The organism is Haloglomus irregulare (assembly GCF_007421925.1).
GTDB classification, from domain to species: domain Archaea; phylum Halobacteriota; class Halobacteria; order Halobacteriales; family Haloarculaceae; genus Haloglomus; species Haloglomus irregulare.
In genome coordinates this window covers 246929-266789 of sequence record NZ_QMDX01000002.1, presented here as the reverse complement: position 1 = coordinate 266789, position 19861 = coordinate 246929, and the positions used below count along the sequence as shown (strand labels likewise).

Sequence of the window (19861 nt, the reverse complement as noted above, 5' to 3'; positions counted from 1 at the left end):
CCGACGGCACGGACTCACGACAAGAGCTATGCGGCGGATTCTCCTAAAGGGGCGCGATGACGGGACCGGTCGAGGCCGCGCTCGGCGCGTTCGCCGCGCTTGGTGCCCTCTCCGACCCGCTCGCATGGCTCGTCGTGGGCGCCTTCGTCGGCGGCAGCCTGCTGGAGCTCCGAGCCCGCGAGCCCGCACGCTACGTCCTCGCCGCGGCATGGCTCCTGTTCGCCCTGTTCTGGCTCACGCTGGTCCATCACTTCGCGTTCGAGCAGAGGTCGCTCATCGAGGGCGTCGGCAGTCTCGCGGCCGTCCCGCTGTCGGCGTACGTCGGCCTCCTGCTCTACCGGGGCCGGGACTCGCTGTTCGTCCTCTCGCGGGCCGTCGGCGTCATGGGGGTGGTGTTCATGCCGTTCGAGGCGCTCGCGGTCCTCCGGCGACCGCTCATCAGGACCGTCACGATGCAGACGGAGTTCCTGATGGCGCTGCTCGGCCAGGACCCGACCGTCCTGACCTGGACGGAGGCGACCGGCCGCATCGCCGCACAGTACGACTGGTCCGGCGCCCGCGCCCGGGCCTTCCGCGACGGCGCGGGCTACTACGACTACCGCAACACGTTCTTCTTCCTCCGCGAGGGGACCGACCCCATCACCTACACCATCCAGCTCGCCTGTACGGGGCTGGGGAGCATGGCCATCTTCGCCGGCCTGATCGCCGCCGTCCGGGCCCCGCTCCGTCGGAAACTCCGCGCGTTCACCGTCTCGGTCCCGGTCATCTACGCGCTCAACCTCGTCCGCAACGTCTTCATCGGGCTGACCTTCGGCCAGCAGCGGCTGCAGGTCCTCGTCCCGGAGGTCATGGCCCTGTTCGGGACGAGCGACCCGCGGATGGTGTCGTACTTCCTCGCGGACCGCGTACTCGCCCAGTCGCTGTCCGTCCTCGCGCTGGTCGCCGTCACGTGGCTCGTAGTCCGGGAGCTCCCGGAGGTGCTGACGGTCGTCGAGGACCTGCTCTACGTCCTCACCGGGAGCGAGTACGACCTCGGCGCGGCGCTCGACGAGGGCGTCGACCCCGACCCGGAGCCGGCCGCGGTGCATGCCGACGGCGGCGACTGACTCCCCCGCTACGCCAGCCGCTCGTCGGCCAGCGCCGGCGGCGCGTCGGCCAGCTCCACGAGCGCGTCGCGCTCGATGTGGTGCAGCCCGCCGGGCAGGACCAGCAGGTGGAGCGGGTCGCCGACCTCCCGCTCGGCCAGGGCGGTCAGCCGGTCCGCGACGACGACCGGGTCGGGGCTCCCGGCCCGCGCGACGACGGCGCCGAGGTCGTCCCCCCGACCCGCCTCGGTCAGCAGGCTCGCGGCCGTGCTCGCGGTCATGTGTTCGTCCGTCTCCGCGCGCTCGTGGCCGACCTTGATATCGAGGAAACAGAGCGTGTGGAGCCCGCGCTCCCGGTTGGCGTCGACGGTCTCCAGCACCGACGCCGGAACGTCGTCGCCACCGTGTGCGTACGGGAACGGGAGCGTCGTCGCCTTCCCGAAGCGGTAGTTCTGGAGCCCCGTCAGCGAGGCGGCCGCGGCGGCGGCGGTGGTCCCGTGGACGATGCTCGTCTCGATGCCGCGCTCGTGGGCGCGCAGCCGGAGGTCGACGTGCGTGGTGGCGATCATCGTGTCACCCGCCGTGAGAAAGACGGCATCGCCGGACTCGGCGGCGTCGAGGACGGGGCCAGGGTCCCGCTCGACACCCTCACGAGCCCGGACCTCGACGTCGACGTCGTGGTGTTCTTCGAGGTCGGCGACGGTCGTCCCGGCCAGTTTGCTGGTGTAGAACTCCGCGAAGACGCGGTCGGCAGCGCGGACGGCGTCGCGGCCCTCGACGGTGACCGAGCGCTCGTCCCAGAGGCCGAGCCCGACGAACGTGAGCATACCGGGCGTCGGCGGGTCGCGGGGGTAAGGGTGACGAACCGACCGCCGACCGTCCGGGCGATCCGGTCCGCCCGCCTGGGTGAAACCGCTCTCTGTGCCTGGCACACCCACTTCCCTCGCCCCGCCGACGGGAGCGTATGAACCGGAGGACGTGCCTCGGCGGAGTGGGGGGCCTGGCCGCCGTGGCCGGCTGTTCGGAGGCGCTCACGGGGCCGTAGACGGACAGCACCAGCGGGGAACGCCGGCTGGAGTACGACGAGTCCGCCGTCGGCTCCCGGGCCCGGGGCGAGGCGGAGTTCCGGACGTACGTCGAGTCGATGGGCGCCGCCTATGGCTCCTATGGCATCTACGGGCGTGACGAGACATCGGAGGGGGAGCTCGAGTTCGGCGGCGCCCGGACCCAGCCGCTCGAACACGGTGCCGACGTCACCTCCGACCACACGCTGGTCCTCTACCGGCTCCCGGATGCCCCCGACGGGAGCCCAGCGGCAGCACTCCGGCTCTGGAGCGCCGTCGACGTCGCGGATACCGACGGCACGGTCGAGCGGGTCGGGACCGCCGTCGACCTGCCCGGCGACGGGGCCTCGATGAGTATCTACGACCCCGGCGGTGACCACCGGGCCGACCGGACGGACGCCTACACCATCGGGACGGCCCGGCTGGACATCGCCGGGCTGTCGGCGACGATGCCGCTCCCGGCGGGAACGGTATCGCTGGACCCCGAACGGACCGCGGTCGGCGACGCGGGCGGCTACGCGCCGCTCTGGACGGGGAGCCACGACGGGACCGTGGGACTGCTGGCGACCTGCGAGATCCGGTGGCCCGCGGGAACCGAGCAGGAGCTGACCTGGTCGATGGCCGTCGAGACGGCCGGGGTCTGACGCGTCACTCCGTCGCGTCCGGACCCGGCGGCGTCACGGGCGCCGGCGGGTCGGCCCCGCGGCGGTCGTCGAGGAACGCGCGCTCGGCCGGGGTGAGCCCCTCGCGCTCGCGGAAGCGGTCCAGCCCGTCGCGGTAGCGGCCGGGGTCGCGGTCGGCCGGGGTCTCGGCGGGCCGCGCGAGCACGAGTTCGGCCAGGCCGCTCTCGGCGCCGGTCCACGCGAACCCGGCCTTGGAGAGCGCCTCGTAGGAGAACGCGTTGTTGACGCCGATGGCGACCCGGTCGAAGCCGCGTCCGGCCGCGCGAGCGGCGACGAACGCCGCCAGCCGGGCGCCCAGACCGCCGCCGCGGGCGTCCTGCCGTACCGTCAGGTAGCGGATCTTCAGCGTCGCCTCGTCCGTCCGGTCGGCGTCGAACGCGGCCGCCGCCAGCACCGCCTCGGGGTCGGCCGGGTCGCCGTCCCGGTACGCGACGGCCTTCCCGGTCGCGGACATGACGAACTTGCCCGCGTACGCGAACTCGCGGTGGTCGAGCCGCAGTGTCGGCCCGTCCGCCGGCCAGCCGAGCAGCGCGTACGCGACGGTCGACCCTTCCATACCTGCTCTCCGGTCGGCAGCGACAAAACGCCCCCGGGACCGTGAGCGAGGGTTCCGAGCGAACGTCGGGGATACCCGCCGAACCGAGTATGCCCGCCGAGAACGCGCCGGATTACCGAGAAACTCCGCGCGCCCCCGTCCCGGGAGCAGGGGGGTCCAAGTCACCCGGGGTCGAACGGGAGTGCATGAACGCCGCCGGTGTCGTCACGTCCCGGGTGGACCGCTCCGCCACGACCGCCGTCCTTGCCGTCGGGGACCTCGCGCTCGTCCTCCTGTTCTTCGCACTCGGAGAGCTACAACACGGCGGCATCGCCGCGCTGCCGTCGCTCCCCTCGTCGGCGGCCCCGTTCCTGTTCGGCTGGGTCGTCGCGTCCCTCGTCGTCGGGGTGTACGGCGCGCCGTGGCGCGAGTCCCGCTTCGACGCGGCCGTCCGGACTGCCGGCGCGTGGACCGGCGCGGTCGCCATCGGCCAGGTGCTCCGGGATACCCCGCTCCTGCCGGGGAGCGCGGACCCCGCGTTCGTCCTCGTCTCGCTCGTCGGCGGGCTGGTCCTGCTGCTGCCCTGGCGGCTCGCCGCGCTCCGGTACGAACTGGTGTGAGGGGGGCGATGGGGAGGGTCGCGGGGCCGTCGCCACACCCAAACCGCAGCCCCGCCAACGGACGGTATGTACGTCTCGAACGCCGTCAAGCCGATAGTCGAGAACCCGCCCGAGGAGCCGGTCTCGCTGGTCCTGCGGAGCGAGGACGGCATCGACCCGGAGACGCTGGTCGACGCCGTCGGGGCGCTGGGTGGGGAGCGCGAGCGCGACCTCGGCTTCGGCGACGTCCTGGTGACCGTCCCCGGCGCGGCAGTCGCGGACGTGCTCGACATCGAAGGGCTGTCGGCGGTCGAGACCAGTGCCGTCGCGGAGCAGTCCGACGCCGGCGGCGCCGGCGAAGACGTGGACGTGGACGTAGAGGGGGGCGACTTCGACGAGGGAGCGTAGGACAGTCCCCCGACGGTCACGTCACCCGCCGGTCGAGCGGGCCCCGGCGACGCCTACGCCTCCTCGAACGCCACGTCGGCGTCCTCGAACGCGTCGGGGGCGTACGTCTTCAGCTCCAGCGCGTGGATGTCGGTCGTCATGTGGCTCTCCAGTGCGTCGTAGACGAGTTCGTGCTGGTCGACGAGCGTCTCGCCTTCGAACGCGGGCGAGACCACGAGCGCGGCGAGGTGATCGTCGTCGTGCTTTCCGCGGGCCCGGCGCACTCGCACGCGAGCGTCCGGCAGCGCCTCGCGGATGAGGTCCGCCACGTCGGATGGGTCCATGGCCACCTGTGTGTCGGGCGCGGACATAAATCCAGAGATGGGTATCCGAGGGGCTCGTCGGCCGATGCTCCCGGGAGACGGTGACGGTGACGGTCGGACCCGGCGACGGAACGCGCGAGCGGCGTGGTGGCCGCCGACGAGGACGGCGGGGCCGGCGAGAACCCGGCGCCAGCCGACGGGGCCGAGGTGTGCGTCCCGAAGCTCAACGGGATACGGTTGGGACGGCGGTCCGCGGACGGACCCGGAGCTCGCGTTCGAGCCGGCGGGATGGGGGGCCGGGCGCTCAGGATGACGGCTCCCCGAGCGGGTCGCGGCCGACACCGGACGCGGGCACTCAGGTCCAGCGGTCCAGCCCGGTCTGTGAAAGCGCCTCGTCGATGCGCTCGAAGCCGCGTTCGACCTCGCTGGCCGGCACCTCCCACTCCCCGGTGACGTACGCCTTCGCGGCCGGGATGTCGGGCTCGATGGCCGTGTCGAAGTCGACGTCGTCGGTCACGTCGGGGTCGAGGAACAGCCGGCGGATAGCGTCCGCGTTGGAGACGTGGCAGTCCTCGGCCTCGAACACCGCCCAGAGGTCGCCGTGCTCGCGGAGCAGCGTGACAGCGGTCTTCGGCCCGATGCCCGAGATACCCTCGTTGAAGTCGGTCCCCATCAGGATGGCCGCATCGACCAGCTGCTCCCAGGTCAGGTCGTGGGTCGCCAGCGTGGCCTCGAAGTCCATCAGCTCGGGGTCACCCTTGCTCGTCAGCTGGCGGAGTGTCAGCGGCGCACCGAGCAACAACGCGTCGTAGTCCTCCGTCCCGGCGTAGTCGACGCTGCCCTGGCGGACCATGTGTGCCGCCTGGGCCTCCCCCTCCGCGGGCGCCTCGATGACGGGCACGTCGAGCAGTTCGAGGAGCTCCCGCGTCGTCGTCCGGATGGTCTCGGTCAGGCGCTGGGTGCGGGACTCCAGCGTGGCGATGGTCTCGGCGTCGGCGCCCTCCTCGCGCGCGGTCTCGAGGTCGTCCTCGTACCGCTCGCGCTGCTCGCGTCGCTCCGCGACCTCGTCGGCCTTCAGCTCGGTCGTCCCGCCGTCGAAGACGAACACCGGCGTCATCCCGTGTTCCAGGAACTTCGGGAGACCCTGGACGGTGCCGATGAGGTTGGCGACCTCCTCGCCGCCGCCGGTGGTGTAGGCGCTCGACCCGGTGAACTTGACCGTCGTCGTCAGGTAGCGGTAGAGCCAGTTGTGCGCGTCGATGGCGACGACGCTCCCGTCCAGGTCGTCGAACGCCACGTCCTCGATGGCCGCCAGCTGGCGGAGGTCCGCGTTGCCCATTACCGCGTTCTTGGGTGGTGCCCGGCTTGAACGTGGCGTCGGGCGGCCGCCGCCGGACGGGCGGTTACAGCGGTTCCTCGCCGTCGATGATGCGCTGGGCGCGCTGTGCGAGCGCGGGGACGCCGTGGCGCATCTTCGGGTACATCGGGTCGTCGGAGTTGCCCTCCAGGTAGCGTCGGAAGAACATCTCGCCGAGACCGGCCAGCTTGTACACCGCGAGTACGCGGTAGAACCGCTCGTTCTCGAACTCGAGGCCGGTCCGCGCCTCGTAGCGGTCGACCAGTTCCCGGCGGGTCGGGTAGCCCTCGCGGGTCATGAACGTGCTCGAGAGCGAGTCCGTCGACTCGGGCGGCTCGGGGTCCTTCCCGTCCCACCAGTACGACAGCATCCAGCCCAGGTCCGTGAACGGGTCGCCCAGGGTGGCCATCTCCCAGTCGAAGACGGCGTTGATGCGTGGCTCCTCGTCCGTGGCGAACATCACGTTGTCCAGCTTGTAGTCGCCGTGGACCAGCGTCGCCGGCGGGTCCTCCGGGACGTTGTCCTGGAGCCAGCTCATCACGTCGTACAGCGTCTCGACCTCGCGCTCCTCGGCGGTCACCTCGAACGCCCAGGTCAGCTGCTCGGACCAGCGCCGGACCTGCCGCTCGGTGAACCCCGGCGGGTAGCCGAAATCGCCCTCCTCCAGCCCGACGGCCTCGTAGTCGACGGCGTGGATCTCGGCGAGCCGGTCGACCAGCTCCTCGCCCACCTGCCGACGGCGGCCGGTCGTCCCGAACCGCTCCGGTTCGTCCTCGCGGAGCACGTCGCCCTGCATCCGCTTCATCACGTAGAAATCCGCGCCGAGGACGTCGTGGTCCTCACAGGAGAGGACGGTCTCGGGCACGCGGACGTCGGTCCCCTGGAGCGCGTCGACGACACGGAACTCCCGGAGCACGTCGTGGGCGTTCTCGGCGGTCTTGCCCGGCGGTGGCCGCCGGATGACGAGTTCCTCGTCCCCCCAGGTGACGAACAGCGTCTCGTTGGAATGGCCCTCCTGGTGGTGCTCGACCTCGTAGGTGCCGCCGTGTGCCCCCAGCTCCGCGCTCAGGTAGTCAGCCAGGGCGTCGCGGTCGACGATGCGCCGGAAGTAGTCGGTCTCGCCGTCGGTCATGTTCGTATTCGGCACCACCAGCACCGTAAATCCTCAGGTACTAACATTGTAAGAACACGTCGGGGACTCATCCGCCCAGTGGGGCGCAGAAGGGGGTTGTGGCCGGCTCCCAGCGGCGTGGATTCGGCGGTTCCTTTACAATGGTTGGACAGCAACCGCGAGTGTATGAACATCGACTACCACGACTCCGAGCGGGCGACGGAGCTGGCCGAGCGCGCACGCCGGTTCATGGACGAGGTCGTCATCCCGACCGAGCGCGAGTATCTGGGCGAGGGCACCGTCGACGAGTCCGTCATCGAGGACCTGCGGGCCGAGGCCCGGGAGCGGGGCGTCTACTGCCCGCAGATCGGCGAGGAACACGGCGGCATGGGCGAGTCGTTCCGCGACGTGTTGCCGCTGTTCGAGGAGGCCGGGCGCTCACTGCTGGGCGCGGTCGCCATGCGCGTCGACGCGCCCGACGAGGGGAACATGCACACCATCGAACTCGTCGGGACCGACGAGCAGAAGCAGGAGTACCTGGAGCCGCTGGTCGCCGGTGACATCCGGTCGGGCTTCTCGATGACCGAGCCCCGGGACGGTGCCGGCTCGGACCCGAAGATGATCTCGACCACCGCCGAGAAAGAGGGCGACGAGTGGGTCATCAACGGCCACAAGTGGTGGACCACGCAGGGCGACGAGTCCGACGTCCTCATCGTGATGGCCCGGACGAACGAGGAGAACCACCCCTACCAGGGCTGCTCGCTGTTCCTCGTCCCGACGGATGCCGACGGTGTCGACATCGTCGAGCCGACACCCCACCTCGGGCAGTCGATGCTCCCCGAGAGCCACGCCGAGATCGCCTACGACGGCGTTCGGGTCCCCGAGGAGAACCTGCTCGGTGGGCTGGACATGGGCTTCGTCCACGCTCAGGAGCGGCTCGGCCCCGCACGGCTGACCCACTGCATGCGCTTCACCGGGATGGCCACCCGCGCGCTCGACGTCGCCAAGACGTACATGGAGGACCGGGAGGCGTTCGGCTCGAAGCTCTCGGAGAAGCAGGCAAAGCGCTACGAGATCGCCGATATGGAGACCCGGCTCCACGCCACCCGGACGATGGTCCGGCACGCCGCGGGGGAACTCGACCGCGGCGAGGAGGCCCGCGTCGAGGTCGGCATGGCGAAGGTGTACGCCGCGAACACCGCCCAGGAGGCGATCGACCTGGCCGTGCAGTGCTGTGGCGGCGCCGGTATCTCCCGAAAGCTCCCGCTCGCGGACTTCTACGAGGCGGTCCGGGCGTTCCGCATCGTCGACGGTGCCGACGAGGTCCACCGGCGCGTCATCGCCCGCGCGGCGTTCGACGACGAGTTCGACGCCGACGAACTGGAGCGACTCCCGACCTTCGGCGAGCCGAGCGTCTGAGTCCCGGGCCAAGAGATTTGCCGAGCGGGGTGGACGCGACCACCGTGTCCGACTTCGATATCCGGCCGGCGACCGAGCGCGACCTCGACGCGCTCTATGACTGCTGGCACGCCTTCGCCGTGGAGATGGCCGACATGGACCCGTACAACGAGCTCGCCGACCGCGACTGCCGCGCGCTCCAGGACGAGTACCGCCGTGAGGCGCTGGCCGACGACGACCGGCGGGTCCTCGTCGGCACGGATGAAACCGACGCCATCGCGGGGTACGTCGCGGCCGAACGGGAGCCCTCGCCCCCGGTGTTCGCCCGCGGCGACCGCGTCAACGTCGGCGAGCTGTACGTCCGTCCGCCCCACCGTGGCGAGGGGCTGGCCGACCGCCTCCTCGACCGGGTCGTCGCGTGGGGCCGCGACCGCGGCTGCGAGCGGCTCTCGCTCAGCGTCAACGTCGACAACGAGCGCGCCCGGGCGTTCTACGAGCGACGCGGGTTCGAGCCACGCCGGCTGAAACTGGACCGGCTCCTGGAGTGACGCCCACCCCCGCCGAGTCGTTTTAGTCCGACCACACCGTGTGAGAGGACATGACTGACACGGACGTCGACGACGAGATCCGCTTTGCGGCGGGCGCCATCCGCGATGCCGACTCCGTCGTCGCGATGACGGGCGCCGGCGTCTCGACGCCGTCGGGCATCCCCGACTTCCGGAGCGAGGGCGGCATCTGGAGCGAGTACGACCCCATGGACTTCCACATCTCCCGGTTCGAGGCCGACCCCGAGGGGTTCTGGAGCGAGCGGGTCGAACTCGTGGAGGACGCCTTCGGCGGCGACGCCGCCCCGAACCCCGCCCACGAGGCGCTGGCCGGGCTGGAGGCCGACGGCCACCTCGACGGGCTCATCACGCAGAACATCGACGGCCTCCACCAGGACGCCGGCAACGAGGAGGTCATCGAGGTCCACGGCAACGGCCAGCGGGTGGCCTGCCGGAACTGTACGACCCGGTACGAGGCAGAGGGCGTGATGGAACGGGTCCAGGCCGGCGCGGTCCCGCCGCGCTGCCCCAGCTGTGAGGGCCTGCTGAAGCCCGACGTGGTCCTGTTCGGCGAGGAGCTGCCGGAGTACCCACTGTTCCGGGCCCAGTCGCTCGCCGAGCGCGCCGACCTGTTCCTCGTCGTCGGCTCCTCGCTCACCGTCGAGCCCGCCGCCTCCTTCCCCCGAACCGCCGCCGACGCCGGCGCGACCCTCTGTATCGTCAACCTCGACCGGACGGACCTCTCGGACCGCGCCGAGTACGACTTCCGCGCCGACGTGACCGATATCCTGCCGGCGCTCCAGGACGCCGTGCGGAAAGGCTCGTAGCTGCGACGCCCACACGCGGGAGCCCGTGACGCGCGACGGGTCCAGCGGGGCGGGTGCTCCCCACCCCTCCCCGCGCGAGCGCCATCGGAAGCGGGTTCCGGCGAACCCTCGCTCCGCCCGCGGGAGCGCCGAACACGGCCCCATACGGCGCTGCTGCGCCGTTCCGGTCGGGATCACGCCCGCACGTTCCTGTCGGCGGAGTCGGCCGACCGTCCCCTGGCCGGGAGCGCGTGAGTGCTCCGGAGGCGTTGCCATCGTCGCTGCTGTCGCCGCCCGATGGTGGCACGAGGGGTTCGGGGCGAGCCGACCCGGGTCCCCGCCGTATCCCAGCGTGAAAGGGAGAGTCATAAGTCCATGCGCCCCCGATGCGTATGTATGAACCTCCCTGCTCGCTCGGAGCTGTCCTTCCGGCACTACCTGGCCGGGACGACGGGGCTGACGGCGGTGTTGATGCTGCTGGGGGTGTACACGGCCGCCGCGGGGGCCGGGCTGACGTGCGCGCAGCGATGGCCACTGTGCGACGGCGCAGTGTTCGGCCTGTTCCCGGCCGACTGGATGAGCTTCATCGAGTGGTTCCACCGGCTGGTGGCGATGGTCGCCGGGTTCGTGGTGCTGGGCGGGACCGCCTACGCGTGGCGAGCCGGGCTGAGCCGCCGCGTTCGCGGGGCGTTGACGGTCGCGACGGCGCTCCTCCCGGCGCAGATCGCCCTGGGCGCGCTCACCGTCACAGAGTACGAGTGGCTCATCCTGACGGCGCACTTCTCGACGGCGACGATCATCTACGGCGGTATCACACTGGCAACGGCGTGGGCGTTCACCGACCGCGTCCGGCCCGGCGCGGCGCGCCGGGCGACGCTGGCAGCGACGGCACTGCTGCCGGCCTTCCTCGTGCTCTCGCCGCGGCTGCTGTTCGTCTACGGCGGCGGCGCGCAGGTGGCGTTGTACGCCGTCGGGCTGACGGCGCTCGCGGCGCTGTGCTGTGCGACCGTCTGGACGACGGTGGTCCGCCGGGCGCTCGCGACGGGGCTCGCGGCCGTGGTCCTCGGCGCGCTGCTGGTGCTCGGGCGGCAGGCCTTCGGGACCGGCGCGCAACTGGTGATGGCCGGCGGGACGCTGCTGGCGTTCTACCTCTCGTTCGTCGCGGCGAACACGGAGGCGCCGTCCGGCGGGTCGCGGCGCCGCGGGGTGGCCCACAGCGGGAGTCACAGCGATGACTGACCCGGTAAGGGCGTATCCTTTTGCCGACCGCGGGCGTTAACGGACCCATGACAGACCTCCTGTCCGACGACGAGATCGAATCACAGCTCCCCGACGGCTGGGCGCGCGACGGCGACCACATCACCCGGACCTACGAGTTCGACTCCTACCTCGAGGGCGTCGGCTTCGCCGGGGGCGCGGGCGGCCTCGCCGAGGAGGCGTTCCACCACCCGACGCTCACGATCGAGTGGTGCGAGGTGACCGTCGAACTCACCAGCCACGAGGAGGGCGGCATCACGGGCAAGGACATCGACCTCGCCGAGCGACTGGACGAACTGGCCGACTGACGATGCGCGACGGCGGCGAGGCGGACCACGACGTTCCGGCGACGCCGCCTCCGTGTCCCGGGTGACGTTCCACCTCGACCCGGAGCCGGGCGTGGCAGTCGAGCCCGAGCGGTTCGAGACCACCCTGGGGTACCGGGCCCCGCCGCCGGGCGAGGAGGGGTGGCTGTTCTTCCGGGGACGACCTGTGGCGCGGCGAGGCGAACGACCCGGCGCACCTCCGGGGGCTGGCGGGCGAGGCCCTCGGCGTCGAGGCCGTTACCGTCGCCCCCGCGAGTTCCGGACCGGCGAGGCGTACCTGTCGGCACTCCGGGACGCCATCGCGGCGGCCCTCGTGGCCTTCCGGGCCGAAGACGTCGACGAAGCGCTGCACAGCTACCTGGGCTCCTCGATCCACGTCCGGCAGTAGGGGTGTGGCCGGAAGCCCCGGCCGTGTCCAGCAGCTACTTACTCCCACGATGGCAAGAGAGGGCGATGAGCAGCCACGGGTACGACGTCTGGCTGTTCGACCTCGACGGGACGCTGGTCGACGTGGCGTCGTCCTACATCCACGAGACGCTCGGCGAGGTCGGGGACCGGCTGGGCCACGGGTTCACACCGGCCGAGGCCGAGGCGGTCTGGCACGGGTTCGGTGGCGGCGCGAACCGCCGCCTGCGCGAGCGCGGTATCGACGTCGATGCCTTCTGGGACACCTTCCACGAGGTCGAGGACCCTCCCGCCCGCGCGGAGGCGACCGCCCTCTACGAGGACGCGGCCTGGCTCGGCGCCCTCGACCGCCCGGTGGGGCTGGTGACCCACTGCCAGTCGTATCTGACGGAGCCGGTGCTCCGGCGGCTGGATATCCGCGACTGGTTCGACACGGTGGTCTGCTGTGACGAGTCGACGGGCTGGAAACCGGACCCGAGGCCCGTCGAACTGGCGCTCGCGGACCTCGACGTCGGCCCGGACCCGTCGGGGCCGCTGGTCGGCGACGGCCCGGCCGACGTCGGCGCGGCCCGGAACGCCGGGCTGGAGGGAATCCACGTCGAGCGACACGGCCACGAGCGGCGCGGGACCTGCGTTGTCGGGGACCGGCGGCTGCGGAGTCTCGCGTCGCTACGCCCCGACACGGGCGGGCTCGCCTCGGACGGCGGCGCCGAGGGACGCCCTACTTCCGGTGGGTGAACAGGACCGGGTTCCCGTCGTGGACGGTCGCGCAGACGTCCATCAGCTCCGAGAGGTTGAGTCGCGTGAACTCCTTGACCACGACGAGGTCGTCGAACGGTTCCTCACACGAGGGGCAGGCCAGTCCGACCGTGTTCTGGTAGGTGTCGGCGACGGGACCGGTCTCGCGTGGCGTGCACGACGAGACGATCTCCTCGAACTCGTCCATACCGTCGGCAACGCTCCCGACCGCTTAAATCCGACCCTTGTCGTGGTCAGAACCCGAGGAGTATCGCGAGGATACCGAGCGCCATGGCCAACCCGACGAGCAGTAGCCCGAACAGCATGAACCGGTCGGCCCCTTCCATGGCCCGGCTTCACGACATCGGCACTTGAACGTTAGTCGTCCGTCGTCGCCTCGGCGGGCGTGGGCGCGGCGGCGCCGTCCTCGGCGAGGGTCCGGTCGCCGGCCTCGGTGGTCGTGTAGACCATCTCGTTGCTGACCGGTTCCAGGAGGCCCTTCTCCACCAGCACGTCCACCCGGTGCTCCGCGTACCGGACGTGGATGCCGAGCCGGTTGGCCACGGTGGGCACGTACTCCGGCGGGTGCTCCCCGAAGAACTCGAGGATCCGCTCGTCGGCCGGATGGCTCTGTGCCGGCATACCATCGCGTTGTGCGGCGTGATACCACTTAACAGTACCGTTGGGGACCGCGGGAGCCGTCGGTTCAGGGGCGACGATATCGGGTCGGGGAAGCGACGCGCCGGGACGACGACCGACCGCGTCACCCGGCGCAGAGGTCGACGGTGACGTACGCCCGGTTCCGCTCCGTGACGACGACGGCGACACCGAGCGTCCCCGCGTTGCGGTTGAGGAGTTTCTCGCGCTCGGCCGGCTCGTCGAACCAGTTCTCGACCGCGTCGACGGCGACCGCGCGGTCGTCGCGGTTGTTCCGGCCGTTCAGTTCGCTCCCGGCCGAGACCTTCGTCACCGTCTCGATGGCGGAACCGCCCTGGATGCCCGTGTTCGTGTCGTCGGCCATCCGGCAGCGGTCGTGGAGGTCGTTGCGTCGGTAGCGCTCCTCCGTGGTGTAGCCGCCGGCCGCGTGCGAGGCGTACCGCTGGGCCGCCATCCGGCGGCTGTGGTTGCCCGCCATGCGGTCGATCTCCGGGAGCGCGCGGAGGCTGTCCTTGCCGAGTTCGGCCCGCCGCTCGTTGATCTCCTCGACGACCAGCGTCTCGATGTTCGACTCGTCGAACGACTCCGGCGGCACCGTTTCCGGCGTCGGTGTCGCCGCGGGCGTGTCGGTCCACGACACCGATTCGTCGGTAGCCGATTCCGTCGGCGTCGTGGCCGTGGTCGTGGTCGTCCGGTCACCGCCGGACTCGGCGTCCCCCCCGTCGGTGGCCGGCGTCGGGGTCGCGTCGCCCCCACCGTCGCCACCGCCACCACCACCGAGGTCGGCCAGCGAGCCGGACCCGCTCACGTAGAGGCCGAGGGCGGCGCCGGCGCCGGTCGCCGTGACGACGATGGCCGCGAGCAGCAGCAGCGCGATCTTGTTGGCCATCCGATTATCCCCAGAACGGCCCGAGGAATCATAACCCTGTCCCGTGCTGTCGAAAGCGGTTAGCCGCCCGGGCTCGAACGGTCGGCCGTGTCGAGCCCCGACCCGGACGATCCGCTCTCCGTGCTCTCGGCGGACGACCCGCACGCCGACCGCCGCCGGCTCGTGCGCCTGGCCGCCGGCCTCTGCTCGCTCGCCCTGGCGGTCGTCTGGTTCCGCGGGCCGCTGGGCGAACTCTGGCCGATGCTGTGGCCGCCGGGCGGCCCGCGCTGGGCGACGCTCGTCCTCGTCGTCGCGTTCTCGCTGGTGCTCCCGATGATGGTCGGCGCGGCGCTGGTCGACGTGCTCTACCGCCGGCGCTAGTCGTCGTCCGCCTCCGGCTGCGACCGCACGGCATCCCGACGGTCGCCCGCCGCCGCCGGCGTCCGTTCCCCGAGCGCCGTCACCCTCGGCGCCCCCGTGACCGCGTCCTCCGTGACGACCGTCTCGACGCCGTAGGCTGCGGCCAGCCGGTCGCCCTGGAGGACCTCGTGTGGGGGGCCGACGGCCCGGATGTCCCCGTCCGCGAGCAGCGCGACCCGGTCGCAGAACCGGGCGGCGAGATCGAGGTCGTGGATGGCGGCGACGGCGGTCCGGGCCGGCCGGTCCGTTCCGTCGCGTTCGGTTGCCGTCGTGACCAGGTCGCGCACGAGGCCGAGGACCCGAACCTGGTGGTTGATGTCGAGGCTGGCGGTCGGCTCGTCGAGCAGGAGCAGCGGGGCCGCCTGCGCGAGCGCCCGGGCCAGGACGACCCGCTGGCGTTCGCCGCCGCTCAGGGACCCGACCGTCCGGTCGGCGAACGCCGCCGTCCCCGTCCGGTCGAGGGCGCGCGTGACGGCCGCGCGGTCGGCCTCGCTCTCGCGGGAGAGCCGCGAGCGGTGGGCGGTCCGTCCCATCGCTACGAGGTCCCGAACGGGGAAGTCGAAGCCGACGTTCGTCTCCTGCGGGACGGTTGCGACCCGGCGGGCACGCCCCCGGGCCGACAGCGACGTCGCGTCGGCACCGTCGGTATGGACCGTGCCGGACTCCGGCGTCACGAGACCGTTGACCGCCCGGAGCAGCGTCGTCTTGCCGGCGCCGTTCGGCCCCACCAGCGCCAGGAACTCCCCGCGGCGGACGGACAGCGAGACGCCGTCGAGGACCGTCCGCCCACCGTAGCTGACTGTCACGTCATCGAGTTCGAGGGCCGGCGGGTCGGCCCCGTCGTGCGCGCCGGTCACAGTGAATGCACCTCCCGGCTGCGGAGCAGGTAGAGGAAGAAGGGTGCACCGAGCGCCGCGGTGACGATGCCGACCGGGACCTCGGCGGGGCCGGCCCTGGCGAGCGTGTCCGTGGCGACGAGGAAGCCGGCGCCGGCGAGCGCCGAGGTCGGGAGCAGGACCCGGTGGTCCGGGCCGACGAGCAGTCGCATCACGTGCGGGACCACGAGGCCGACGAAGCCGATGACACCGGCCACGGCGACCGCGGCCGCGGTCAGGACGGCAGCGACCACCAGCAGTATCTGCTTGGTCCGCTCGACCTCCACCCCGAGCGTCTGTGCGTCGTCCTCGCCGACGAGGAGGACGTTCAGGTCACGGGCGTAGGCGAAGGTGACGGCGAACCCGAGGACGGCGACCGGCCAGACGGCGCCGACCTTCCCCCAGTTCGCCGCGTGGAGGTGGCCCATCAGCCAGTAGACGGCCCGTTCGAGCGAGTCGCCCGCGAACAGCAGCGTGTAGGAGACGACCGCACCGAGGAACGTCTGGACCGCCACGCCCGCGAGCAGCAGCGTCGCGACCGGGGTCCGGCCGCCCTCGCGCGCGATGAGGTAGACCGCGAACCCCGCGAGCAGCGCCACCCCGAACGCCATCGCCTGCAGGTTCGGCACCAGCGGGATGGCGGGCCGGAAGACGATGGCCGCGACGGCACCGACCGCCGCCCCGGTCGAGACGCCGATGATGGACGGGTCGGCCATCGGGTTCCGGAAGAACCCCTGCATCACGGTACCGGCCGTCGCCAGCGCGAAGCCGACGGCCGCACCCAGCGCGATGCGGGGGAGTCGCAGCTCCGTCACGATGACCGCGTCCGACGACTCGACGGTGAACCTGAAGGGGCGGATCCAGCCGACGCCGGCCCCCGAGAGCGTCGGGAGGGCCACCTCGTTGAGGACCGCCTTCGCCACCGTGCCGGCGGGGATGGAGACGGGGCCGATGGTCGCGCTGACCAGCGCGACGAGGGCCAACGCGACCGCGAGGCCCACCGACCACGCCACGGTCCGCGCCCGGTCGTACATGCGCCACAACTCGACTTGGAGTAGGCAAGTACTTGTTGCATACGCGAGTCCGAGCGGGCATGCAGGTTCGTGGGACGCTGTCCGTACTGGCGATGGTCGCGCTGCTGGCCGCCGTCGCCCCGGGTGGGGCGCTGGCGGCCCCGACAGCCGGAGCCGACGGGGTGGACGCCGCCCCGGCGTCGTCGGCGGTCGGGACCGGAGCACAGAACGACTGCTCGTTCCCCGTCAGCCGCACCGACGCGACCGGTACGAGGGTCACGGTCTCCGAGGCTCCCGACCGCGTGGTCGTGCTGGCCCCCAGCGCCGCGCAGACGATGTGGGAGCTGAACGAGGAGGACCGGGTCGTCGGGCTCCCGACGGGTCCCACGACGGCCTACCTCGAGGGCTCGCAGAACCGGACCGACGTGACCAACCGGGACGGCACGGTCAACCGCGAGCAGGTCGTCGGCCTGGAGCCGGACCTGGTGCTCGCGCCGAACATCGTCCCCAACGAGACCGTCTCGCAGCTCCGGGACGCCGGTCTCACCGTCTACAAGGTCGGTTTCGGTCGGTCGCTGGCCGCCATCACCGCGAAGGTGTCGCTGTTCGGGCGCTTCACCGGTGCCTGCGACCGCGCGGCCACCGTGAACGAGGAGTTCAACGGCACGCTGGACGAGATCCGGGCGGACGCACCCGAGGACCGCCCCCGCGTGGCATACTTCTTCTTCAATTTCACCGCCAGCGAGGGGACGTTCATCCACGAGGCCATCGAGACCGGCGGCGGCGAGAATATCGCGGCCGACGTCGGCGACCGTCCGTATCCGCGACTCAGCGACGAGGTCGTCGCCGACCGGAACCCGCAGTGGGTCGTCCGTCCCAGCAGTTCGTCGCTTCCCTCCGGCGAGCCCTGGTCGTCGACCGACGCGTACGTTCTCGACCAGACCCTGACCGTCGACGACAACCTCATCAGCCAGCCCGGGCCCCGCGTCGTCGAGCCGATGCGGAACATGTCCGAGGCGTTCGCGTCGACGCGGCAGGTCCCGACCGACACGCCGACCTCGACGCCTGCCGGGACCGAACCCGCCACGCCGACGGTGACCGAGGGGGCCGACACGACGGCGACGACCAGCGCCGGTGGCACGGGCTCCGGCGGCCAGCCCGGCTTCGGGCTCGTGGCCGTGCTCGTGGCTGCGGTGCTCGGCACGCTGGCACTGGTCCGGCGGTAGCCGGCGGGTCGACCTCGCTCCGAGACACCGACCGCTTCATGACCGCTCCCGTCCACGATGGCGACAGGGCCGATGACGGACAACGACATCGACGCGCGGCGACGGCTGGCCGAGCGGATGGCCGGCGAGATCACCCTGAGCGACGAGCCCGGCGCGACGATGCGCAAGTGGCGGACCGAGTTCGACGTGAGCGGGACGGCACTCGCCGACGAACTCGACGTCTCACCCTCGGTCGTCTCGGACTACGAGGGCGGGCGGCGGGACTCGCCGGGCATCGGCATCGTCCGGCGTGTCGTCGAGGCGCTCCTCTCAATCGACGAGGCCCGGGGCGGTGGCCGCATCCGCCAGCACGCCCGCGTGGTGGAGGCGGGGTTCGACCGCGACATCGTCCACGACCTGCGGGAGTACCCCGCGCGGGTGCCCATCACCCGGGTCTACGGCGCCATCGGTGCGACGGAGCTCGCGGCCGGAGGGGACACGACCGTCGCGGGCCACACCGTCATCGACTCCATCGAGGCCATCACGCGGCTCTCCAGCGAGGAGTTCTACCGGCTGTACGGCCAGTCCACCAACCGCGTGCTCGTGTTCACTGAGGTGACCCGGGGGGAGTCGCCGCTGGTCGCGCTCCGGGTCGTGACGCCGACGCCGTCGGCGGTGGTGCTGCACGGCATCACGCCGGAGGACTGCTGGGAGCACGCCCCGGAGCTCGCGCGGCTGGACGGGTTCTCGCTGGCCGTCGCGGACGGGCCGCTGGAGGAGCTGCTGAACGGGCTGCAGACGGTCGCCTGAGCCGGGTCAGACGTAGCGGTACTTGCGTTCGCCCATCCGTCCCCAGCCGTCGAAGACGAACTCCCCGTCGGGGGTCGTCAGCGCGTCCACGTCCGTCTCCTTCTCGTGGTTGTGCGCGTCGTGGATGCGCTCGTACTCCTCGAAGCTGAGGTCGTAGCGGTCGCGGAGCCGGTCCTTGACCGCCAGCGCGCGGATGGAGTCCGCCCAGCCCGGCTGGATGGTCTCGTGGTGGATCTCCGCCTGTGCGCCGCTCCCGTAGGAACCGACGAGCAGGCGCGCGCCGGCCAGGTCACGGCCCGCCTCGGCGGCCTCCAGCAGCCCGGACGCCCGCGCGACGTGGACGCTGCCGGTGTACCAGTTGCCGCAGTAGCGCGACAGCTCCAGCGTGGGCTCGACGGTCTCGGCGTACCAGTCCCGGTAGACGTCGGTCTCGGCCAGCGCGTCCGTGTACTCCGAGAGGGCGTCCTGGAACGCCCCCACGTCGTCGAACGCCTCCCGGCGGGGCTGGCGACCGATCTCCTCTGCCAGCCGGTCCTCGTACTCCGTGTCCCGGGCGACGTGCCGGAACCCGAGCAGCGCCGCCTTCCGGACCATCCCCGGGAACGGGGTGTGGAACGGCACCAGGGCGAAGTCGTCCGGGTGGGTGTCGCCCGCGACGGACTCGTAGTCCATCAGCGCCTCGCGCATCCGCGCCAGATACACCTGCACCGACCGCTTCCCGTCGACGCTCGGGAACTGCTGGTTGGGCTTGAGGAAGTCCGTCTCGTCGGCGCTCCCGTACCCCTGGGCTGTCGACAGCTCCACGAGGTCCGGGTCCTCGGAGATGAGCATCGCCACGGCGCCGGCGCCCTGTGTCGCCTCGCCCGGGTCCCCGCGTTCGTACAGCGCCGTGTCCGTCGCCACCACCAGCGCCTTCCGGCCGCGATTGCGGCCCGCACGGATCCAGTTGTACGCGTCGTCCAGCGACTGCGTCCCCGAGATGCAGGCGAACTTCCGCTCGCCCTTGTTGGCGTGGTGGAAGTCCTCGTCGTACACCTGTTCGAGGCAGCCCGCGATATAGGTGGAGACGGGCTTGCTGTTGTCGAACGACGACTCCGTGGCCACGTCGATACGGCCGATGTCGGCGGGTGTGAGCCCGCGCCGCTCCAGCAGCCGGCGGGCCGCGTTCGCGCCCATCGTGACGATGTCCTCGTAGACGTCCGGGAACGAGGAGGCAAAGAGGCCCAGCCCCTTCGTGTACTTCCCGGGGTCGTCGTCCTTCGCGGGCGCGTACGTCTCCGCGAGGTCCAGTCGCAACGTGCCGGTGTGGATCTCCATCGCGTCGATGCCGACGGCTTTCTCGCTCATGGGTTGGGGTCTGTTGCGTGCCTTATGGCTTTGTCGACAGGAGTTTC

25 protein-coding genes are annotated in these 19861 nt (G+C 71.6%); 14 read left to right on the top strand and 11 right to left on the bottom strand.

Annotated elements, in window-relative coordinates:
* Nucleotides 1-56: 56 nt before the first annotated feature.
* Nucleotides 57-1106: an archaeosortase A gene (gene artA, locus DP107_RS05130; RefSeq protein WP_144261071.1), complete on the top strand. Its 1050-nt coding sequence runs from the start codon at nt 57-59 to the stop codon at nt 1104-1106.
* Between the two features lie 8 nt (nt 1107-1114).
* On the opposite strand, the gene dph5 is transcribed toward artA, so the two are convergent.
* Nucleotides 1115-1912 carry a diphthine synthase gene (gene dph5, locus DP107_RS05125; RefSeq protein ID WP_144261070.1) on the bottom strand — a complete coding sequence of 266 codons (798 nt, stop codon included), beginning with the start codon at nt 1910-1912 and terminating at the stop codon, nt 1115-1117.
* Between the two features lie 317 nt (nt 1913-2229).
* Here dph5 and DP107_RS05120 point away from each other — a divergent pair, with 317 nt between their 5' ends.
* The gene (locus tag DP107_RS05120) at nt 2230-2793 is read left to right on the top strand and encodes a hypothetical protein (protein ID WP_144261069.1); all 564 of its coding nucleotides are present in this window, start codon (nt 2230-2232) and stop codon (nt 2791-2793) included.
* A 4-nt stretch (nt 2794-2797) separates the two neighbouring features.
* On the opposite strand, the gene DP107_RS05115 is transcribed toward DP107_RS05120, so the two are convergent.
* Entirely contained in the window at nt 2798-3388 is a 591-nt protein-coding gene (locus DP107_RS05115; RefSeq protein WP_144261068.1) for a GNAT family N-acetyltransferase, read from the bottom strand.
* 185 nt (nt 3389-3573) lie between these two features.
* On the opposite strand from DP107_RS05115, the gene DP107_RS05110 reads away from it, so the two are divergent.
* Together DP107_RS05110 and DP107_RS05105 are read left to right on the top strand one after the other, a co-directional pair.
* A complete protein-coding gene (locus tag DP107_RS05110; protein WP_144261067.1) occupies nt 3574-3987 on the top strand; it encodes a DUF3054 domain-containing protein in 414 nt (137 codons plus the stop codon).
* Nucleotides 3988-4053: 66 nt separating this feature from the next.
* Entirely contained in the window at nt 4054-4374 is a 321-nt protein-coding gene (locus DP107_RS05105) for a hypothetical protein (RefSeq protein ID WP_144261066.1), read from the top strand.
* A 53-nt stretch (nt 4375-4427) separates the two neighbouring features.
* Here the strand turns inward: DP107_RS05105 and DP107_RS05100 are convergent, their stop codons facing one another.
* The 3 genes from DP107_RS05100 to DP107_RS05090 form a co-directional block, all read right to left on the bottom strand.
* Nucleotides 4428-4697 (bottom strand): BolA/IbaG family iron-sulfur metabolism protein, encoded by a 270-nt coding sequence (locus DP107_RS05100; RefSeq protein ID WP_144261065.1) that lies wholly within the window; start codon nt 4695-4697, stop codon nt 4428-4430.
* 334 nt (nt 4698-5031) lie between these two features.
* Entirely contained in the window at nt 5032-6015 is a 984-nt protein-coding gene (gene fen / locus DP107_RS05095; protein ID WP_144261064.1) for a flap endonuclease-1, read from the bottom strand.
* 64 nt (nt 6016-6079) lie between these two features.
* The gene (locus DP107_RS05090; RefSeq protein ID WP_144261063.1) at nt 6080-7165 is read right to left on the bottom strand and encodes a phosphotransferase family protein; all 1086 of its coding nucleotides are present in this window, start codon (nt 7163-7165) and stop codon (nt 6080-6082) included.
* Nucleotides 7166-7336: 171 nt separating this feature from the next.
* Between DP107_RS05090 and DP107_RS05085 the strand changes: the two genes are divergently transcribed.
* The 7 genes from DP107_RS05085 to DP107_RS05055 all read left to right on the top strand — a co-directional run bounded on the left by DP107_RS05085 (nt 7337) and on the right by DP107_RS05055 (nt 12619).
* Complete coding sequence (locus tag DP107_RS05085; RefSeq protein ID WP_144261265.1) at nt 7337-8563, top strand: acyl-CoA dehydrogenase family protein; 1227 nt, start codon at nt 7337-7339, stop codon at nt 8561-8563.
* Nucleotides 8564-8607: 44 nt separating this feature from the next.
* On the top strand, nt 8608-9090 hold the full coding sequence (locus tag DP107_RS05080; protein WP_202877342.1) for a GNAT family N-acetyltransferase: 483 nt from the start codon (nt 8608-8610) through the stop codon (nt 9088-9090).
* Nucleotides 9091-9140: 50 nt separating this feature from the next.
* Nucleotides 9141-9914, top strand: a complete 774-nt coding sequence (locus tag DP107_RS05075; protein ID WP_144261062.1) for an SIR2 family NAD-dependent protein deacylase — start codon at nt 9141-9143, stop codon at nt 9912-9914.
* Between the two features lie 375 nt (nt 9915-10289).
* Entirely contained in the window at nt 10290-11132 is an 843-nt protein-coding gene (locus DP107_RS05070) for a COX15/CtaA family protein (RefSeq protein ID WP_185977180.1), read from the top strand.
* Nucleotides 11133-11179: 47 nt separating this feature from the next.
* Complete coding sequence (locus tag DP107_RS05065; protein ID WP_144261060.1) at nt 11180-11458, top strand: 4a-hydroxytetrahydrobiopterin dehydratase; 279 nt, start codon at nt 11180-11182, stop codon at nt 11456-11458.
* A 61-nt stretch (nt 11459-11519) separates the two neighbouring features.
* Nucleotides 11520-11864 (top strand): hypothetical protein, encoded by a 345-nt coding sequence (locus DP107_RS05060; RefSeq protein ID WP_238330779.1) that lies wholly within the window; start codon nt 11520-11522, stop codon nt 11862-11864.
* Nucleotides 11865-11929: 65 nt separating this feature from the next.
* On the top strand, nt 11930-12619 hold the full coding sequence (locus DP107_RS05055) for an HAD family hydrolase (protein WP_144261059.1): 690 nt from the start codon (nt 11930-11932) through the stop codon (nt 12617-12619).
* Here DP107_RS05055 and DP107_RS05050 read toward each other — a convergent pair.
* The 3 genes from DP107_RS05050 to DP107_RS05040 all read right to left on the bottom strand — a co-directional run bounded on the left by DP107_RS05050 (nt 12603) and on the right by DP107_RS05040 (nt 14165).
* Entirely contained in the window at nt 12603-12827 is a 225-nt protein-coding gene (locus tag DP107_RS05050; protein WP_144261058.1) for a DUF7385 family protein, read from the bottom strand. The genes DP107_RS05055 and DP107_RS05050 overlap by 17 nt on opposite strands.
* Nucleotides 12828-12997: 170 nt before the next feature.
* Nucleotides 12998-13261: a MarR family transcriptional regulator gene (locus DP107_RS05045; RefSeq protein ID WP_144261057.1), complete on the bottom strand. Its 264-nt coding sequence runs from the start codon at nt 13259-13261 to the stop codon at nt 12998-13000.
* Between the two features lie 121 nt (nt 13262-13382).
* The gene (locus DP107_RS05040; protein ID WP_144261056.1) at nt 13383-14165 is read right to left on the bottom strand and encodes a CAP domain-containing protein; all 783 of its coding nucleotides are present in this window, start codon (nt 14163-14165) and stop codon (nt 13383-13385) included.
* Nucleotides 14166-14252: 87 nt separating this feature from the next.
* Between DP107_RS05040 and DP107_RS05035 the strand changes: the two genes are divergently transcribed.
* Nucleotides 14253-14525 carry a hypothetical protein gene (locus tag DP107_RS05035; RefSeq protein WP_144261055.1) on the top strand — a complete coding sequence of 91 codons (273 nt, stop codon included), beginning with the start codon at nt 14253-14255 and terminating at the stop codon, nt 14523-14525.
* Here the strand turns inward: DP107_RS05035 and DP107_RS05030 are convergent.
* Nucleotides 14522-15421 (bottom strand): ABC transporter ATP-binding protein, encoded by a 900-nt coding sequence (locus DP107_RS05030; RefSeq protein ID WP_144261054.1) that lies wholly within the window; start codon nt 15419-15421, stop codon nt 14522-14524. The two genes, DP107_RS05035 and DP107_RS05030, sit on opposite strands and share 4 nt — an antisense overlap.
* Nucleotides 15418-16473: a vitamin B12 ABC transporter permease BtuC gene (btuC, locus tag DP107_RS05025; RefSeq protein WP_144261053.1), complete on the bottom strand. Its 1056-nt coding sequence runs from the start codon at nt 16471-16473 to the stop codon at nt 15418-15420. Before btuC ends, DP107_RS05030 begins: the two co-directional genes overlap by 4 nt.
* Nucleotides 16474-16532: 59 nt before the next feature.
* Between btuC and DP107_RS05020 the strand changes: the two genes are divergently transcribed.
* Nucleotides 16533-17678: a PGF-CTERM-anchored ABC transporter substrate-binding protein gene (locus DP107_RS05020; protein ID WP_144261052.1), complete on the top strand. Its 1146-nt coding sequence runs from the start codon at nt 16533-16535 to the stop codon at nt 17676-17678.
* A gap of 72 nt (nt 17679-17750) precedes the next feature.
* Complete coding sequence (locus tag DP107_RS05015) at nt 17751-18467, top strand: helix-turn-helix domain-containing protein (protein ID WP_144261051.1); 717 nt, start codon at nt 17751-17753, stop codon at nt 18465-18467.
* Between the two features lie 6 nt (nt 18468-18473).
* Here DP107_RS05015 and hmgB read toward each other — a convergent pair whose 3' ends face one another.
* Nucleotides 18474-19814: a hydroxymethylglutaryl-CoA synthase gene (gene hmgB, locus DP107_RS05010; RefSeq protein WP_144261050.1), complete on the bottom strand. Its 1341-nt coding sequence runs from the start codon at nt 19812-19814 to the stop codon at nt 18474-18476.
* Nucleotides 19815-19861 lie beyond the last annotated feature (47 nt).

Bases quoted from the DNA above. Each gene is read 5' to 3' on its own strand.
- artA (WP_144261071.1), top strand. From the start codon at position 57: ATGACGGGACCGGTCGAGGCCGCGCTCGGCGCGTTCGCCGCGCTTGGT.
- dph5 (WP_144261070.1), bottom strand. From the start codon at position 1,912: ATGCTCACGTTCGTCGGGCTCGGCCTCTGGGACGAGCGCTCGGTCACC.
- DP107_RS05120 (WP_144261069.1), top strand. From the start codon at position 2,230: ATGGGCGCCGCCTATGGCTCCTATGGCATCTACGGGCGTGACGAGACA.
- DP107_RS05115 (WP_144261068.1), bottom strand. From the start codon at position 3,388: ATGGAAGGGTCGACCGTCGCGTACGCGCTGCTCGGCTGGCCGGCGGAC.
- DP107_RS05110 (WP_144261067.1), top strand. From the start codon at position 3,574: ATGAACGCCGCCGGTGTCGTCACGTCCCGGGTGGACCGCTCCGCCACG.
- DP107_RS05105 (WP_144261066.1), top strand. From the start codon at position 4,054: ATGTACGTCTCGAACGCCGTCAAGCCGATAGTCGAGAACCCGCCCGAG.
- DP107_RS05100 (WP_144261065.1), bottom strand. From the start codon at position 4,697: ATGGACCCATCCGACGTGGCGGACCTCATCCGCGAGGCGCTGCCGGAC.
- fen (WP_144261064.1), bottom strand. From the start codon at position 6,015: ATGGGCAACGCGGACCTCCGCCAGCTGGCGGCCATCGAGGACGTGGCG.
- DP107_RS05090 (WP_144261063.1), bottom strand. From the start codon at position 7,165: ATGACCGACGGCGAGACCGACTACTTCCGGCGCATCGTCGACCGCGAC.
- DP107_RS05075 (WP_144261062.1), top strand. From the start codon at position 9,141: ATGACTGACACGGACGTCGACGACGAGATCCGCTTTGCGGCGGGCGCC.
- DP107_RS05070 (WP_185977180.1), top strand. From the start codon at position 10,290: ATGAACCTCCCTGCTCGCTCGGAGCTGTCCTTCCGGCACTACCTGGCC.
- DP107_RS05065 (WP_144261060.1), top strand. From the start codon at position 11,180: ATGACAGACCTCCTGTCCGACGACGAGATCGAATCACAGCTCCCCGAC.
- DP107_RS05055 (WP_144261059.1), top strand. From the start codon at position 11,930: ATGAGCAGCCACGGGTACGACGTCTGGCTGTTCGACCTCGACGGGACG.
- DP107_RS05050 (WP_144261058.1), bottom strand. From the start codon at position 12,827: ATGGACGAGTTCGAGGAGATCGTCTCGTCGTGCACGCCACGCGAGACC.
- DP107_RS05045 (WP_144261057.1), bottom strand. From the start codon at position 13,261: ATGCCGGCACAGAGCCATCCGGCCGACGAGCGGATCCTCGAGTTCTTC.
- DP107_RS05040 (WP_144261056.1), bottom strand. From the start codon at position 14,165: ATGGCCAACAAGATCGCGCTGCTGCTGCTCGCGGCCATCGTCGTCACG.
- btuC (WP_144261053.1), bottom strand. From the start codon at position 16,473: ATGTACGACCGGGCGCGGACCGTGGCGTGGTCGGTGGGCCTCGCGGTC.
- DP107_RS05020 (WP_144261052.1), top strand. From the start codon at position 16,533: ATGCAGGTTCGTGGGACGCTGTCCGTACTGGCGATGGTCGCGCTGCTG.
- DP107_RS05015 (WP_144261051.1), top strand. From the start codon at position 17,751: ATGACGGACAACGACATCGACGCGCGGCGACGGCTGGCCGAGCGGATG.
- hmgB (WP_144261050.1), bottom strand. From the start codon at position 19,814: ATGAGCGAGAAAGCCGTCGGCATCGACGCGATGGAGATCCACACCGGC.